Annotated in this window: 12 protein-coding genes; 9 read left to right on the top strand and 3 right to left on the bottom strand. The window is 48.9% G+C overall.

The annotated features are described in order from the left end of the window. The first annotated feature begins 19 nt into the window (after positions 1-19). From MPHASIOC01_RS19480 to MPHASIOC01_RS19470, 3 genes are read left to right on the top strand one after another with little or no spacing between them, the layout of a single operon-like run. Complete coding sequence (locus tag MPHASIOC01_RS19480) at positions 20-769, top strand: DUF6708 domain-containing protein (protein WP_353613095.1); 750 nt, start codon at positions 20-22, stop codon at positions 767-769. Positions 770-824: 55 nt separating this feature from the next. Then, entirely contained in the window at positions 825-1,589 is a 765-nt protein-coding gene (locus MPHASIOC01_RS19475) for a DUF6708 domain-containing protein (RefSeq protein WP_353613094.1), read from the top strand. A 56-nt stretch (positions 1,590-1,645) separates the two neighbouring features. Further along, the gene (locus MPHASIOC01_RS19470; RefSeq protein ID WP_353613093.1) at positions 1,646-2,413 is read left to right on the top strand and encodes a DUF6708 domain-containing protein; all 768 of its coding nucleotides are present in this window, start codon (positions 1,646-1,648) and stop codon (positions 2,411-2,413) included. A 59-nt stretch (positions 2,414-2,472) separates the two neighbouring features. On the opposite strand, the gene MPHASIOC01_RS19465 is transcribed toward MPHASIOC01_RS19470, so the two are convergent. Further along, complete coding sequence (locus tag MPHASIOC01_RS19465) at positions 2,473-3,081, bottom strand: YhgN family NAAT transporter (RefSeq protein ID WP_064597898.1); 609 nt, start codon at positions 3,079-3,081, stop codon at positions 2,473-2,475. A 179-nt stretch (positions 3,082-3,260) separates the two neighbouring features. Here MPHASIOC01_RS19465 and asd point away from each other — a divergent pair, with 179 nt between their 5' ends. The 6 genes from asd (at position 3,261) to glgP (ending at position 14,039) form a co-directional block, all read left to right on the top strand. Next, entirely contained in the window at positions 3,261-4,367 is a 1,107-nt protein-coding gene (gene asd / locus MPHASIOC01_RS19460; protein ID WP_064597900.1) for an aspartate-semialdehyde dehydrogenase, read from the top strand. Between the two features lie 262 nt (positions 4,368-4,629). After that, positions 4,630-6,831: a 1,4-alpha-glucan branching enzyme gene (gene glgB / locus MPHASIOC01_RS19455; RefSeq protein ID WP_064597902.1), complete on the top strand. Its 2,202-nt coding sequence runs from the start codon at positions 4,630-4,632 to the stop codon at positions 6,829-6,831. After that, positions 6,809-8,785, top strand: a complete 1,977-nt coding sequence (gene glgX, locus MPHASIOC01_RS19450) for a glycogen debranching protein GlgX (RefSeq protein ID WP_064597904.1) — start codon at positions 6,809-6,811, stop codon at positions 8,783-8,785. Before glgB ends, glgX begins: the two co-directional genes overlap by 23 nt. A gap of 15 nt (positions 8,786-8,800) precedes the next feature. Next, entirely contained in the window at positions 8,801-10,084 is a 1,284-nt protein-coding gene (gene glgC, locus MPHASIOC01_RS19445; protein ID WP_064597906.1) for a glucose-1-phosphate adenylyltransferase, read from the top strand. A gap of 55 nt (positions 10,085-10,139) precedes the next feature. After that, positions 10,140-11,573: a glycogen synthase GlgA gene (gene glgA, locus MPHASIOC01_RS19440; RefSeq protein ID WP_353613092.1), complete on the top strand. Its 1,434-nt coding sequence runs from the start codon at positions 10,140-10,142 to the stop codon at positions 11,571-11,573. Between the two features lie 18 nt (positions 11,574-11,591). Continuing rightward, the gene (gene glgP, locus MPHASIOC01_RS19435; protein ID WP_064597911.1) at positions 11,592-14,039 is read left to right on the top strand and encodes a glycogen phosphorylase; all 2,448 of its coding nucleotides are present in this window, start codon (positions 11,592-11,594) and stop codon (positions 14,037-14,039) included. 87 nt (positions 14,040-14,126) lie between these two features. On the opposite strand, the gene MPHASIOC01_RS19430 is transcribed toward glgP, so the two are convergent. Both MPHASIOC01_RS19430 and MPHASIOC01_RS19425 read right to left on the bottom strand, forming a co-directional pair. Next, complete coding sequence (locus tag MPHASIOC01_RS19430; protein ID WP_082917868.1) at positions 14,127-14,486, bottom strand: hypothetical protein; 360 nt, start codon at positions 14,484-14,486, stop codon at positions 14,127-14,129. After that, entirely contained in the window at positions 14,483-15,259 is a 777-nt protein-coding gene (locus MPHASIOC01_RS19425) for a glycoside hydrolase family protein (RefSeq protein WP_064597915.1), read from the bottom strand. The genes MPHASIOC01_RS19430 and MPHASIOC01_RS19425 overlap by 4 nt, the downstream gene beginning before the upstream one ends. Between the last annotated feature and the right edge of the window lie 83 nt (positions 15,260-15,342).

The following is a 15,342-nucleotide window of genomic DNA, read 5'->3' as shown; positions in this document are numbered from 1 at the left end:
CGAACAAGGATGAATAACCATGTCTTTTATGTCGTTTGAGTACCCAAAACCCCGTTTGCACCCCAAACACAACAACTGGTGTGAAGACCTGCCGGAAAACCATGAGCCCCAGCTGGTGCCGCCACAACTGCGCTGGCTGACAGAGCGGAATGATATTTACCTGGAAGTGCCCCGTTACCGGACTGAGGTGATGTGGGGAGGAATGATTTTTTTGGTAGTTATATTCACTTTTATTATTTTCTTTCTTGCCTTTTATAGTATCGCGATTGCTCATTATTTTTTTGTCATCACGGCCTTTTTAACCTCTATCGTCATTTTATGTTTAGTTTTTTTTGCCCTGAAAACTTATTTTATAGAACCTCGCAGCCTGCCAATACGCCTGAACCGCAAACGGCAAAAACTCTATGTCTATAACTATAAACAGCCCTGGCAGCCCTGGCGGAAAGCCATAATCCGTATCAGTGTGTATAACTGGGCAGATATCCACGGAGAAGTCCATTTTGAAAGCACCCCGGGTATCCGTGGCTACCACCTGTATGGGGCACTGTGTGAACCCGGCACCCACCAGGTGGTGGAACGCTTTGTGCTGGCGAAAGAGTGGGGGGAGCGGGAGCAACTGAACCAAATCTGGAGTTACCTGTGTATGTATATGCAGCACGACGATGAACTGCCACCGCCGCGCAATGCCGGAACCGCGGACTTCTGGCAACCCCGCAAGGCCGATGCCTGGCCGGAAGCCATGGAGCGGGAATCCACCAGCACACCGTAGACACACCGGCAACTGCCACCCATATGGACTGATGCGCTAACAAGGATGAATAACCATGTCTTTTATGCAGTTTGATTACCCGAAACCCCGTTTGCACCCCAAACACAACAACTGGTGTGAAGACCTGCCGGAAAACCATGAGCCACAACTGGTGCCGCCACAACTGCGCTGGCTGACGCAGCGGAATGATATTTACCTGGAAGTGCCCCGTTACCGGATTGAGGTGATGTGGGGGGGAATGCTTTGTGCTGCCCTGTTCCCACTTAGTGGGGCCTTACTGATGATAATCATACTAATAATTCAGTATGGGTGGGGGAGTTATGATTATGTCGCTATGTTATTAGGCAGTTGCGGAACTACTGTATTGTTATCGTTGTTCCTCCATGGTTTGAAAACTACTTTCATAGAGCCCCGCAGCCAGCCAATACGCCTGAACCGCAAGCGGCAAAAACTCTATGTGTATAACTATAAACAGCCCTGGCAGCCCTGGAGGAAGGCCATAATCCGTATCAGTGTGTATAACTGGGCAGATATCCACGGAGAAGTCCATTTTGAAAGCACCCCGGGTATCCGTGGCTACCACCTGTATGGAGCATTGTGTGAACCCGGCACTCACCAGGTGGTGGAACGCTTTGTGCTGGCGAAAGAGTGGGGGGAGCGGGAACAACTGAACCAAATCTGGAGTTACCTGTGTATGTATATGCAGCACGACGATGAACTGCCACCGCCGCGCAATGCCGGAACTGAGGACTTCTGGCAACCCCGTAAGGCCGATGCCTGGCCGGAAGCCATGGAGCGGGAATCCACCAGCACACCGTAGACACACCGGCAACTGGCCACCCATATAGACTGATGCGCTAACAAGGATGAATAACCATGTCTTTTATGCAGTTTGATTACCCCACACCCCGTTTGCACCCCAAACACAATAACTGGTGTGAAGACCTGCCGGAAAACCATGAGCCACAATTGGTGCCACCACAACTGCGCTGGCTGACGGAGCGGAATGATATTTACCTGGAAGTACCCCGTTACCGGATTGAGGTGATGTGGGGAGGAATGTTGCTTTCGGCATTCCTGTCGTTAGCCTGTGCTGTATTATCCTTGATATTGGCATTTGTCATGACAGCCGGACTTAAATGGTATGATTTATATGGAATATTGATATGGCTTTGGGCTGGGGGGTTTTTCCCTCCTTTGATACTTTATTGTTTAAAAATGTACTTTGTAGAGCCCCGCAGCCTGCCAATACGCCTGAACCGCAAGCGGCAAAAACTCTATGTGTATAACTATAAACAGCCCTGGCAGCCCTGGCGGAAAGCCATAACCCGTATCAGTGTGTATAACTGGGCAGATATCCACGGAGAAGTCCATTTTGAAAGCACCCCGGGGATCCGTGGCTACCACCTGTATGGGGCACTGTGTGAACCCGGCACCCACCAGGTGGTGGAACGCTTTGTGCTGGCGAAAGAGTGGGGGGAGCGGGAGCAACTGAACCAAATCTGGAGTTATCTGTGTATGTATATGCAGCACGACGATGAACTGCCACCGCCGCGCGAAGCGGGAACCCCGGACTTCTGGCAACCCCGTAAGGCGGATGCCTGGCCGGAAGCCATGGAACGGGAATCCACTAGTAGTAGCTAAGAGTTTGCAGATACTTTTATTTTCATATCGTAACAGCAGACTTTCCGACACGAGGGGTATTACCCATGCACCGGTATACCCTGCATCCAGGTGCGAATACCGTCCAGAAACATCTGAGTGGCGATCATCACCAAAATAAGCCCCATTAACCTTTCCAGCGCATTAACGCCTTTTTCACCCAACAGCCGTAAAAAGAGTGAAGACTGCAGCAAAATGATGAAGGTTCCTCCCCATGCAACCAACAGGGCGATAACTAAATGCCCCATTTGGTTGGGATACTGGTGAGAAAGCAGCATCAGTGTTGCCAGTAGCGATGGTCCGGCAACCAGCGGAATCGCCAGTGGTACAATAAAGGGTTCTTCACCAACTGGCAGGCCACTGGAGCTTCCAGCGGGGGCTGGGAAAATCATTCGAATGGCTATCAGGAATAAAATGATGCCACCAGAAATAGAAACAGTTTCAGCGTGTAAATTAAGTAAGGACAGAATTTTCTCACCTGCAAATAAGAAAATTAGCATAAACAGCAGCGCAATTAATAGTTCCCTTATCATTATCCTGCGACGCCGTTTTGGCTCAGTATGTTTTAGTACGGACATGAAAATGGGTAAATTTCCGAGAGGATCCATAATCAGGATCAACAAAACTGCTGCGGAAATGATTTCATTCATAAATAAATTTCCATAATAATGAATTCGGAATTTCTGCTAAATAAGTCGTACTTCTGATGAGATTGTCATCATTGATTAATTTCACTTGCGACTTTAGCTGCTTTTTGTAAGGTGAAAGGATAAACCGGTTCCCTCACGGGTACACAAAAACGCACACATCTTCGCAGGAAAGATAAGTTATGAAAAATGTTGGTTTTATCGGATGGCGTGGCATGGTTGGTTCCGTGCTCATGCAGCGCATGGTTGAAGAGCGCGATTTTGACGCCATTAACCCCATCTTCTTCTCTACCTCTCAAACCGGGCAGGCTGCACCTGCGTTCGCCGGGAAACCTGCTGGTACTTTGCAGGATGCCTGGAACCTGGACGCACTGAAGGCTCTGGATATTATCGTGACCTGCCAGGGCGGCGATTATACCAATGAAATCTATCCAAAGCTGCGGGAAAGCGGCTGGAAAGGCTACTGGATAGATGCCGCGTCTTCCCTGCGAATGAAAGACGATGCCATTATCATTCTGGACCCGGTAAACCAGAAAGTTATTGATGATGGCCTGAATAAAGGCATTAACACATTTGTTGGCGGTAACTGTACTGTCAGCCTGATGCTGATGTCCCTGGGTGGTTTGTTTGCCAATGACCTGGTTGAGTGGGCATCTGTTGCTACTTACCAGGCTGCTTCCGGTGGTGGCGCCCGTCATATGCGCGAACTGCTGGTACAAATGGGGCAGTTGCATCATGAAGTGGCGGCAGAACTGGCGGACCCGGCATCAGCTATTCTGGATATCGAGCGCAAAGTAACCGCGCTGACACGCAGTGGTGCATTACCGGTCGATAATTTTGGTGTGCCGCTGGCTGGTAGCCTGATCCCCTGGATTGATAAACAACTCGATAACGGTCAGAGCCGTGAAGAGTGGAAAGGCCAGGCGGAAACTAACAAAATTCTCGGAACCACATCAACGATTCCTGTTGATGGCTTGTGTGTGCGTATTGGCGCATTACGTTGTCATAGCCAGGCTTTCACGCTGAAACTGAAAAAAGACGTTTCAATTGCGACTATCGAGTCGATGCTGGCGGCACACAACGACTGGGTGAAAGTGGTACCGAATGATCGTGAAATCAGTATGCGTGATCTGACGCCTGCTGCGGTAACCGGTACATTGTCTACGCCGGTTGGACGCCTGCGTAAACTCAACATGGGCCCGGAATACCTTTCTGCTTTCACTGTAGGCGACCAGTTGCTGTGGGGCGCAGCGGAACCGCTGCGTCGTATGCTGCGCCAACTGGCCTGATTAGCATTTTATGCTTCGTGGGAGGGGATTCCCTCCCGTTTTCTTGCGCACTACATGGAGTAAACGCGATGTTCATTTTTTTCTCGGGAGTCAGCTAAACCATTGACTATGCTTAAAGAGAGCGTGCTTGCCACGTTTCTGCTTTTTGTGTGACAGAGTGGCAGGGAGAATGACTGCACTGTCAGGTTGATAAAATAAGTGGGCATGCCTGCGCACATGCGTAAATCGGACAGGTATGACACATAAAAACAGGATGCTTACCATGTCTGTGTGTATTGATAAGGACGTGATAACTGCGCTTTTTGCTGGCCAGAATTCGGATCCGTTTTCCGTGCTGGGTATGCATAAGACCGATGCCGGGCTGGAAGTTCGCGCATTGTTACCTGACGCCACGGAAGTGTGGGTGATTGAACCGAAAACTGGCCGGAAAGTTGGCCAGCTTACATGTCTTGATTCTCGTGGCTTTTTCGCCGCGGTGTTGCCTCGCAGAAAAAATCCTTTCCGTTACCAACTGGCTGTGTCCTGGCATGGGCAACAGAACCTGATAGATGACCCCTATCGTTTTGGCCCTTTATTGCCGGAAATGGACGGTTGGTTATTGTCGGAAGGTACTCATATGCGCCCTTATGAAGTGATGGGCGCGCATGCTGCAACCATGGATGGTGTGACGGGTACCCGGTTTACTGTCTGGGCACCAAATGCCCGCCGGGTTTCGGTGGTTGGGGAGTTCAACTTCTGGGATGGGCGACGCCACCCTATGCGCTTACGTCGTGAGTCGGGGATTTGGGAAATCTTTATTCCAGGAGCTCACAATGGGCAGCTCTACAAATTCGAGTTGCTGGACTGCCAGGGTAATTTACGCATTAAATCAGACCCGTATGCGTTTGAGGCGCAAATGCGACCGGATACGGCATCGATGATCTGCGGGTTGCCACCAAAACAGGTGATGAGTGAATCACGCCAGCGTGCGAACGATTTCGACGCGCCTGTTTCGATTTATGAAGTACACCTCGGCTCCTGGCGTCGCCATACTGATAATAACTTCTGGTTAAGTTATCGGGAGCTTGCTGAACAGCTTGTGCCCTATGTGAAAAGTATGGGGTTTACCCATATCGAACTGTTACCCATCAATGAGCACCCTTTTGATGGTAGTTGGGGTTACCAGCCCCAGGGGTTATATGCGCCAACACGGCGCTTTGGGACGCGTGATGATTTTCGCTACTTTGTTGACGCGGCCCATGCTGCCGGGCTGAACGTAATTCTTGACTGGGTGCCGGGGCATTTCCCGGTGGACGATGCTGGTTTGGCGCGTTTTGACGGTACTGCGTTATATGAACACCAGGATCCTCGCGAAGGTTACCACCAGGACTGGAATACCCTGATTTATAACTTTGGCCGCCGTGAAGTGCAGAACTTCCTGGTGGGTAATGCTCTGTACTGGATGGAGCGCTTTGGTATTGATGGCTTACGAGTGGATGCTGTGGCCTCAATGGTGTATCGCGATTACAGCCGTGCTCAAGGTGAGTGGATCCCCAACGAGTTTGGCGGGCGTGAAAACCTCGAGGCCATTTCGTTCTTACGCCAGACCAACCAGATAATTGGTAAGGAAGTGCCTGGTGCCGTCACGATGGCAGAAGAATCAACGGATTTTCCCGGCGTTTCCCGGCCCGATGGCCTCGCATTCTGGTTTAAATGGAACATGGGCTGGATGCACGACACGCTGAATTACATGAAACTGGATCCTGTTCACCGGCAGTATCACCACGACCAGATGACGTTCGGCATGCTGTATAACTACAGCGAAAACTTTGTACTCCCCCTGTCCCATGATGAAGTGGTTCACGGGAAACGGTCTATTCTTGATCGTATGCCCGGAGACGCCTGGCAAAAGTTTGCCAACTTACGCGCTTATTACGCCTGGATGTGGGCCTTCCCAGGTAAGAAATTGTTATTCATGGGAAATGAGTTCGCTCAGGGGCGTGAGTGGAACCATGACACCAGCCTGGACTGGCACTTACTGGAAGGTAAAGATAACTGGCATCACGGCGTACAGCGCCTGGTGCGCGACCTGAACCACACCTATCGCCACCATAAAGCATTACATCAACTAGACTTTGACTCTTATGGGTTTGAATGGCTGGTTGTTGACGATAAGGCCAACTCAGTATTCGCGTTTATCCGGCGTGACAAGCAAGGCAATGAAATTATCGTGGTGAGCAATTTCACTCCGGTTCCGCGTGAGCACTACCGGGTAGGGGTTAACCAACCAGGACGCTGGCAAGAGGCCGTTAATACCGATTCTCAGTACTACCATGGCAGTAATATGGGCAATGGCGGCACTATCCAAAGTGATGCTATCCGAAGTCATGGGCGTGAACACTCATTGTGTTTAACCGTGCCGCCGTTGGCGACAATTTGGCTGGTACGTGAGGGAGATATCGATGACGCAACTACAGGCGGGTAATGCTTCGCCCCTTGGCGCGGCATTCGATGGTCATGGCGTGAACTTCACTTTGTTCTCGGCTAATGCAGAGCAGGTTGTGTTGTGCCTGTTTGACGAGGATGGCAACGAAGAGCGTCATTTATTACCTTCCCGTACTGGCGATATCTGGCATGGTTACCTGCCCGGTGCCCGCCCTGGTTTGCAGTATGGTTACCGCGTGCATGGTCCCTGGTCTCCGGCACTGGGGCACCGATTCAATCCGGAAAAATTGCTTCTCGACCCGTGTGCTCGTCAGGTCACTGGTGAGGTTCCCGATCACGCGTTGTTCCATGGTGGCCTGGATAACCCCGACCACCGGGATAACAGCAGTGTAATGCTGCGCTGCGTAGTTGCTTACTCTCATTTTGATTGGGAAGACGATGAACCGTTGCGTACTCCCTGGGGGGAAACGGTGATTTATGAAGCGCATGTACGCGGCCTTACGCGCCTTCACCCTGATATACCTGCGGAGTTGCGCGGCACGTATCTTGCGCTGGCTCACCCAGTCATGCTCGATTATTTCAGGCAACTGGGGATTACCGCGCTGGAGTTAATGCCAGTGATTCAGTTTGCAACAGAACCACGTTTGCAGCAGATGGGGCTCAGTAATTATTGGGGTTACAACCCTCTGGCGATGTATTGTCCGGAGCCTGGTTATGCCTCGCGGCCTGAAGCAGCCCGGGTTGAGTTGTGTACTGCGGTGAAAGCTTTACACCAGGCAGGGATCGAAGTGGTGCTGGATATTGTGCTTAATCACACGGCAGAAACCGATCTTTATGGGCCAACCTTCAGTTGGCGAGGAATCGATAATGCCAGTTATTACTGGCTACAGGACAACGGGGATTATCACAACTGGACGGGGTGTGGAAACACACTGAATCTGAGCCATCCGGCAGTGGTAGATATGGTGGTGGATAATCTGCGTTACTGGGTGTCGGAATTTCATGTTGATGGTTTCCGCTTTGATTTAGCGAGTGTGATGGGGCGTACTCCTGAGTTTCGCCAGGATGCCCCGTTGTTTGAAGCGATTCGCCAGGACCCGTTGTTATCACAGGTAAAACTGATTGCTGAACCCTGGGATATTGGTCCGGGTGGTTATCAGGTCGGGAATTTCCCACCACTGTTTGCCGAATGGAATGACCATTTCCGTGATGGTATGCGGCGCTTTTGGCTGAGTAGCGATTCAAATCCTGGCGAGTTTGCCTGCCGCTTTGCTGCTTCCAGCGATGTATTTCGTCACCAGGGGCGTAACCCTTCAGCCAGCATTAACCTGGTGACATCACATGATGGCTTTACGCTGCGCGATTGTGTCAGTTTCAACCATAAGCATAACGAGGCTAACGGTGAAGAAAACCGTGATGGCACCAATGCGAATTTCAGTAACAACCATGGTGAGGAAGGCCCAACAGGCAATATTCATATTCAGGAACGCCGTCGCCATTCAGTTCATGGCTTACTGACGGCACTATTGCTTGCTCAGGGGACGCCTATGTTGCTGGCTGGTGATGAGCACGGGCACACCCAGCACGGCAATAATAATGCCTACTGCCAGGACAACGAGCTGACCTGGCTGGACTGGGCCAATAAGAATGAAGGGTTGACGGCGTTTACCACCGAATTAATCAAACTCAGAAAGCAAATCCCTGCACTGGTCAATGATCAGTGGTGGGAAGAGGGCGATGGCAGTGTTGTCTGGCTTAACAGTCAGGCCAGTCCACTCAGTCCTGAAGCATGGCAGTCTGAGATAAAACAGTTGCAGGTGCTGCTTTCAGGGCACTGGCTTATCACACTGAATGCCACGCAGTCTGTGAGTGAATTTGTTTTACCTGAAGGGGAATGGCGTGCTGTCCCCCCATTTGCCGGAGAGGATAACCCGGTTGTAATGGCTGTATGGCATGGGCCTGCGCACGGAGTGTGCGTTTTTTACCGGTCATAAATAAAGGAGTCAGTCATGATAAAATTCGAGAAGAACGATTCGTTGATGTTGGCACGCGAGCTGCCAATGAAGTCTGTTGCCCTGATTCTTGCCGGGGGGCGAGGCACACGCTTAAAAGATTTAACCTCAACACGCGCCAAGCCTGCCGTTCACTTCGGCGGTAAATTTCGCATTATTGATTTTGCCTTGTCTAATTGTATCAATTCCGGTATTCGCCGCATTGGTGTGATTACGCAATATCAGTCGCATACACTGGTTCAGCATATTCAGCGCGGCTGGTCATTTTTCAATGAAGAAATGAATGAATTCGTTGATTTACTCCCCGCGCAGCAACGTGTTCATGGTGAAAACTGGTATCGTGGTACGGCCGATGCCGTAACGCAGAACCTGGATATTATCCGGCGCTATAAGGCCAGCTATGTGGTGATCCTCGCCGGTGATCATATCTACAAGCAGGATTATTCGCGCATGTTGATTGACCATGTTGAGAAAGGTGCCAAATGCACCGTTGCCTGCCTGCCAGTTCCTGTTGAAGAAGCCCGCGCGTTTGGGGTCATGGCTGTCGACGCCGAAGAACGCATTATTGATTTTGTTGAAAAACCAGAAAAACCGCCAGCGATGCCGAACGACGCGACAAAAGCACTGGCGAGCATGGGGATTTACGTGTTTGACGCGGATTATCTTTATCAGTTGCTGGAAGAAGACGATAAAGATGAGCAATCGAGCCATGATTTTGGTAAAGACATCATCCCCAAAATTACTAAAGCTGGTGAAGCATTTGCTCACCCTTTCCCGTTGTCCTGCGTGCAATCAGACCCGGAGTCTGAACCTTACTGGCGCGATGTGGGTACGCTGGAGGCTTACTGGAAAGCGAACCTTGATTTGGCCTCAGTAACCCCTGAACTGGATATGTATGACCAGAAATGGCCGATTCGCACCCATATGGAACCCCTTCCACCCGCTAAGTTTGTACAGGATCGTTCTGGTAGCCATGGCATGACACTGAACTCGCTGGTGTCTGGTGGTTGCATTATCTCGGGGTCAGTGGTGGTGCAGTCCGTGTTGTTTCCCCGAGTGCGAATAAACTCTTTTTGTAATATTGATTCCGCAGTGCTTTTGCCTGATGTGTGGATTGGCCGTTCGTGCCGTTTACGGCGCTGTATTATTGACAGGGCCTGTGTCATTCCTGAAGGAATGGTCATTGGTGAGAATGCCGAAGAGGATGCCCGTCGTTTTTATCGCTCCGAAGAAGGCATTGTTCTGGTAACGCGTAAAATGCTGGCCCGCCTGGAGGCCTGAACAACAGGGAGCCTTCACTGAGTCAGTGTGGGTCAAACATTGAACGGGAGCGACAATGCAGGTTTTACATGTATGTTCTGAAATGTTTCCGCTGCTGAAAACGGGTGGCCTTGCGGATGTTATCGGTGCACTACCGGCGGCACAAATTGCGGGTGGCGTGGATACGCGTGTTCTGTTGCCTTCTTTTCCGGATATTCGCAGGGGGATCGCTGACGCGCAGGTAGTAACCCGGCGGGATACCTTTGCCGGCCCTATAACATTGCTGTATGGGCATTTTAATGGCGTGGGTATCTACTTGATTGATGCGCCTCATCTGTATGAGCGCCCGGGCAGCCCTTATCACGATACCAATTTGCATGCCTATACCGATAACGTGCTGCGGTTTGCCCTGTTAGGCTGGGTGGGAAGTGAGCTGGCTTGTGGTCTGGACTTATTCTGGCAACCAGATGTGGTTCATGCCCATGACTGGCATGCAGGCCTGGCACCGGCATACCTCGCCGCGCGTGGACGGCCTGCTAAATCCGTCTTTACTGTCCATAATCTGGCTTATCAGGGATTGTTCTACGCCAAACACATGGCAGAGATCCAGTTACCGGGTGAGTTTTTCAATATGCATGGTCTGGAATTTAACGGACAGATTTCTTTCCTGAAAGCGGGTCTCTATTATGCTGATCACATTACTGCTGTGAGCCCTACCTATGCTCGCGAAATAACCGAGTCACAGTATGGCTATGGTATGGAAGGTTTGTTAACGCAGCGGCACAGAGAAGGACGATTGAGTGGGATCCTTAACGGTGTGGATGAAAAAATTTGGGATCCGGCCCATGATTTATTACTTACCGCCGCTTATGACCGTGATTCTGTGGAAGCGAAAGCGGAAAACAAACGACAGCTCCAGATAGCCATGGGGTTAAAGGTGAATGACAAAGTACCGTTGTTTGCCGTTGTCAGCCGCCTGACCAGCCAGAAAGGCCTGGATTTGGTGCTTGAAGCGCTACCAGGATTACTGGAGCAAGGTGGCCAACTGGCGTTACTCGGCGCAGGTGACCCGGTATTGCAGGAGGGTTTTCTGGCCGCTGCCGCAGAGCATCCCGGGCAGGTTGGGGTACAGATAGGTTATCACGAGGCGTTCTCTCACCGAATTATGGGCGGTGCAGATGTGATTCTGGTGCCGAGCCGGTTTGAACCTTGTGGGTTAACGCAATTGTATGGGTTGAAATATGGCACGTTGCCGCTGGTGCGACGTACAGGAGGTTTGGCGGATACAGTTTCTGATTGTTCGTTAGAGAATCTGGCTGATGGTCTCGCCAGTGGTTTTGTCTTCGAAGACAGTAATGCCCTCTCGCTTCTTCGGGCAATTCGTCGGACTTTTGTGTTGTGGTCACGCCCATCGTTATGGCGCTATGTTCAGCGTCAGGCGATGAGTATGGACTTTAGCTGGCAGGTAGCGGCGCAGTCCTACCGCGAACTTTATCAACGCTTGATTTAGTCTCCAGGAATCACTGTTATGAACGCACCCTTTAGCTATGCATCACCTACACTCAGCGTCGAGGCGTTGAAGTATTCCATTGCCTATAAACTGATGTTTACCATCGGTAAAGACCCGGCTATCGCCAATAAACATGAGTGGTTGAATGCTACGTTGTTTGCCGTAAGGGACAGAATGGTTGAACGCTGGCTTCGTTCCAACCGGGCACAGCTCTCCCAGGAAGTTCGCCAGGTATATTACTTGTCGATGGAATTTCTTATTGGCCGCACACTGTCAAATGCACTGTTGTCTTTGGGAATTTATGAAGACATTGACGGGGCATTGAAAGAGATGGGGCTCTCTCTTGAAGAGCTTATCGAAGAAGAAAATGATCCAGGCCTGGGTAATGGTGGGTTGGGTCGCCTTGCAGCATGTTTTCTGGACTCATTGGCAACACTTGGGTTGCCAGGCCGCGGTTACGGCATTCGTTATGACTATGGCATGTTCAAACAAAACATAGTCGATGGCCGCCAGAAAGAATCGCCGGATTACTGGCTGGAATACGGTAACCCATGGGAGTTCCGCCGCCACAATACGCGTTATAAGGTGCGGTTTGGTGGGCGCATTCAGCAAGAAGGTAAGAAAACCCATTGGGTTGAAACCGAAGAGATTTTGGCGGTTGCCACCGACCAAATCATTCCCGGCTATGATACAGACGCAACCAATACCTTACGGTTGTGGACTGCTCAGGCCAGTAGTGAAATTAACCTGGGTAAATTTAACCAGGGCGATTATTTTGCTGCAGTGGAAGATAAAAACCATTCAGAAAACGTGTGTCGTGTGCTCTACCCGGATGACTCCACCTATTCAGGCCGGGAGCTGCGTTTGCGCCAGGAATATTTCCTGGTGTCAGCCACTATTCAGGATATTCTGAGCCGCCACTGGCAAATGCATAAAACCTTCGACAATCTGGCTGATAAAATTGCCATTCATCTGAATGATACGCACCCGGTCTTGTCTATTCCTGAGTTGATGCGTCTGTTAATCGATGAACACGGTTATAACTGGGATGATGCTTTTGAGGTAACCTGCCAGGTCTTCTCTTATACCAATCACACGTTGATGAGCGAAGCACTGGAAACCTGGAATGTGGATATGCTGGGCAAGATTTTGCCTCGTCATTTGCAGATTATCTTTGAAATAAATGACTATTTCCTGAAAACGTTGCAGGAGCAATACCCTGAAGATGTGGGGCTGTTGAGCCGCGCTTCAATTATTGATGAATCCAATGGGCGCCGTGTGCGCATGGCCTGGCTTGCGGTGGTGGTCAGCCATAAAGTGAACGGTGTTTCTGAATTGCATTCAAATCTAATGGTGCAATCGCTGTTTGCTGATTTTGCGTCCATCTTCCCGATGCGTTTTTGTAATAAAACCAATGGAATTACCCCCCGGCGCTGGCTGGCGCTGGCAAACCCTGGTTTGTCTAAGGTGCTGGACGATAACATCGACCATAACTGGCGTACTGATCTGAGCCTGCTGCGTGAACTGAAGGAACACATTGATTATCCATCGGTAAACAATGATATTCAGCACGCCAAGCTGGAAAATAAAAAACGCCTTGCCGGCTGGGTTGCCCAGCAAATGGGGATTGTTCTGAATCCCCATTCGTTGTTTGATGTGCAGATAAAACGTATCCATGAATACAAACGCCAGTTGATGAATGTATTGCATGTGATTACGCGCTATAACCAGATTAAAGCAAACCCGGACGCCGACTGGGTACCACGGGTCAATATTTTTGCCGGTAAAGCGGCTTCTGCCTATTACATGGCTAAGCACATTATTCATCTGATAAATGATGTTGCAGCGGTCATTAATAATGATCCTCAGGTAAAAGATCTGCTGAAGGTGGTCTTTATTCCTAACTACAGTGTTAGCCTGGCACAGGTGATTATTCCTGCGGCTGATCTTTCGGAACAAATTTCACTGGCAGGTACCGAAGCATCGGGTACCAGTAATATGAAGTTTGCTCTGAATGGTGCACTGACTATTGGTACGCTGGATGGTGCAAATGTGGAGATGCTGGAACATGTGGGCGAAGATAACATCTTTATTTTCGGCAACACAGCAGAACAAGTGGAAGCACTGCGCCGCAAGGGATATAACCCGCGTGAGTATTACGAGAAAGACAAAGCGTTGTATCAGGTGTTGACGCAAATCGCGACTGGGGTGTTCAGCCCACAGGAGCCCGGGCGTTACCGGGATCTGGTTGATTCACTGATAAACTTCGGCGACCACTACCAGGTGCTGGCTGATTACCGTAGCTATGTGGATTGCCAGAAACGAGTGGACGAGCTTTATCGGACACCAGAAGAATGGACCACAAGGGCAATGCACAATATTGCCAATATGGGGTATTTCTCCTCTGACCGCACCATTCAGGAGTATGCCGATGAAATTTGGCATATAAAACCGGTAAGGCTTTAAATGATGATATGGGAAAGGGCACTCAATAGCCCTTTCCCTGTTTCTGAATGCTGGTGGCATTTAATGAAAGGATAAAGTTACAGATTTTCAGTTCTCTACACCTTTCTCCTGGAGTAACGTTTTATCACCCTTTATGACATAAAGCGACCAGGTATCGTCTTCTTCAGGGCGAAGTCTGTATAAATATTCTCCATTACTGAAGTCATATCCTCTAAAGTCCTCTGATTGTCCGATATTAATCGTATGGCCGCTCAATGTTAGTTCAGTGTGATTCTTTTTATTCACTGAATGATATGTAACATCATTACAGGCAATCTCACCTTCCTCACAATTATCTGTGATAGTTATCTGGTAGTTTTTAGTAGTGATAGATAATGTATCATTTTTATTTTGAGCAAATGATGATGCTGTTGTTAAAAGTAAAAGTGCAGTTAGTATTTTTTTCATAATTTTATGTACACACCTTCATTATATACTTTTAGTTCCGACATACGCCTTTTCAACAGCCCGCCAGACTCTTTTCCTCTAGATATATCATAAGCAGTCCAGGCTGAGTATAAATCTGCATTACTTTCTCCATTAACGATAGCTAATACAGATGACCAGTATAAACCTTTGTGTTTATGACTTCTTGGCGAACCAGGTCCGATATTGAAGGCGAGAATAAAAATTGCATCAAACTCATTTTGAGTAAGATCTACTTTTATATACTTTCTTACATCTTCTAAAATCCAGTAACTGTCTTTTTTGAAAATACTATCGGCTTGTTGATCCGTTATTCCATCTCTGTATTGGTTGAATTCTTCTGGGGTGTTAATAAGATGTCCATATCCAATTGTTGCTGTCTCATCCCACTTTGTGAGTTTCGTTTTGTGTTGCTTTGGATCTTTATCTGAATATGGATAGTTTATTTTTTGTTCATATTTTTTTAACAAATTATAAGCATTTATGCTTGGGTTCATATATCTAGAGTTTGATTTTTTTCCATTGGGGTTAGTACAAGTTGCTCCATCAGCTTTATTCAATGAATTGGACCTTGTGTTTTTATCTCCGGTGAGAAGTTGGAATGTCTTCTTGCCTGGTGATATAACACCATCTGGATAATGATAAAAGTGTTTTTGGTAAGTCAGAATGGCTTTTATAGTGTTTGGCCCGCAAATTCCATCTATATTTAGACTTGGGAAACCATTCTCTCTTAATAATTTTTGTATCTCTTTCACATCATTATAATTGTTTGTACCACCTTTCCCAACTGAGTTTTTATACTATTCATTTGTACATCTCAACTATTTTTATTCTTTAT

The sequence above is a fragment of the Mangrovibacter phragmitis genome, assembly GCF_040429585.1.
GTDB lineage: Bacteria > Pseudomonadota > Gammaproteobacteria > Enterobacterales > Enterobacteriaceae > Mangrovibacter > Mangrovibacter phragmitis.
This window is presented reverse-complemented; position numbering and strand designations above follow the sequence as displayed.

Coding starts and splice junctions, on each gene's coding strand:
- MPHASIOC01_RS19480 (WP_353613095.1), top strand. CDS start 20: ATGTCTTTTATGTCGTTTGAGTACCCAAAACCCCGTTTGCACCCCAAA.
- MPHASIOC01_RS19475 (WP_353613094.1), top strand. CDS start 825: ATGTCTTTTATGCAGTTTGATTACCCGAAACCCCGTTTGCACCCCAAA.
- MPHASIOC01_RS19470 (WP_353613093.1), top strand. CDS start 1,646: ATGTCTTTTATGCAGTTTGATTACCCCACACCCCGTTTGCACCCCAAA.
- MPHASIOC01_RS19465 (WP_064597898.1), bottom strand. CDS start 3,081: ATGAATGAAATCATTTCCGCAGCAGTTTTGTTGATCCTGATTATGGAT.
- asd (WP_064597900.1), top strand. CDS start 3,261: ATGAAAAATGTTGGTTTTATCGGATGGCGTGGCATGGTTGGTTCCGTG.
- glgB (WP_064597902.1), top strand. CDS start 4,630: ATGTCTGTGTGTATTGATAAGGACGTGATAACTGCGCTTTTTGCTGGC.
- glgX (WP_064597904.1), top strand. CDS start 6,809: ATGACGCAACTACAGGCGGGTAATGCTTCGCCCCTTGGCGCGGCATTC.
- glgC (WP_064597906.1), top strand. CDS start 8,801: ATGATAAAATTCGAGAAGAACGATTCGTTGATGTTGGCACGCGAGCTG.
- glgA (WP_353613092.1), top strand. CDS start 10,140: ATGCAGGTTTTACATGTATGTTCTGAAATGTTTCCGCTGCTGAAAACG.
- glgP (WP_064597911.1), top strand. CDS start 11,592: ATGAACGCACCCTTTAGCTATGCATCACCTACACTCAGCGTCGAGGCG.
- MPHASIOC01_RS19430 (WP_082917868.1), bottom strand. CDS start 14,486: ATGAAAAAAATACTAACTGCACTTTTACTTTTAACAACAGCATCATCA.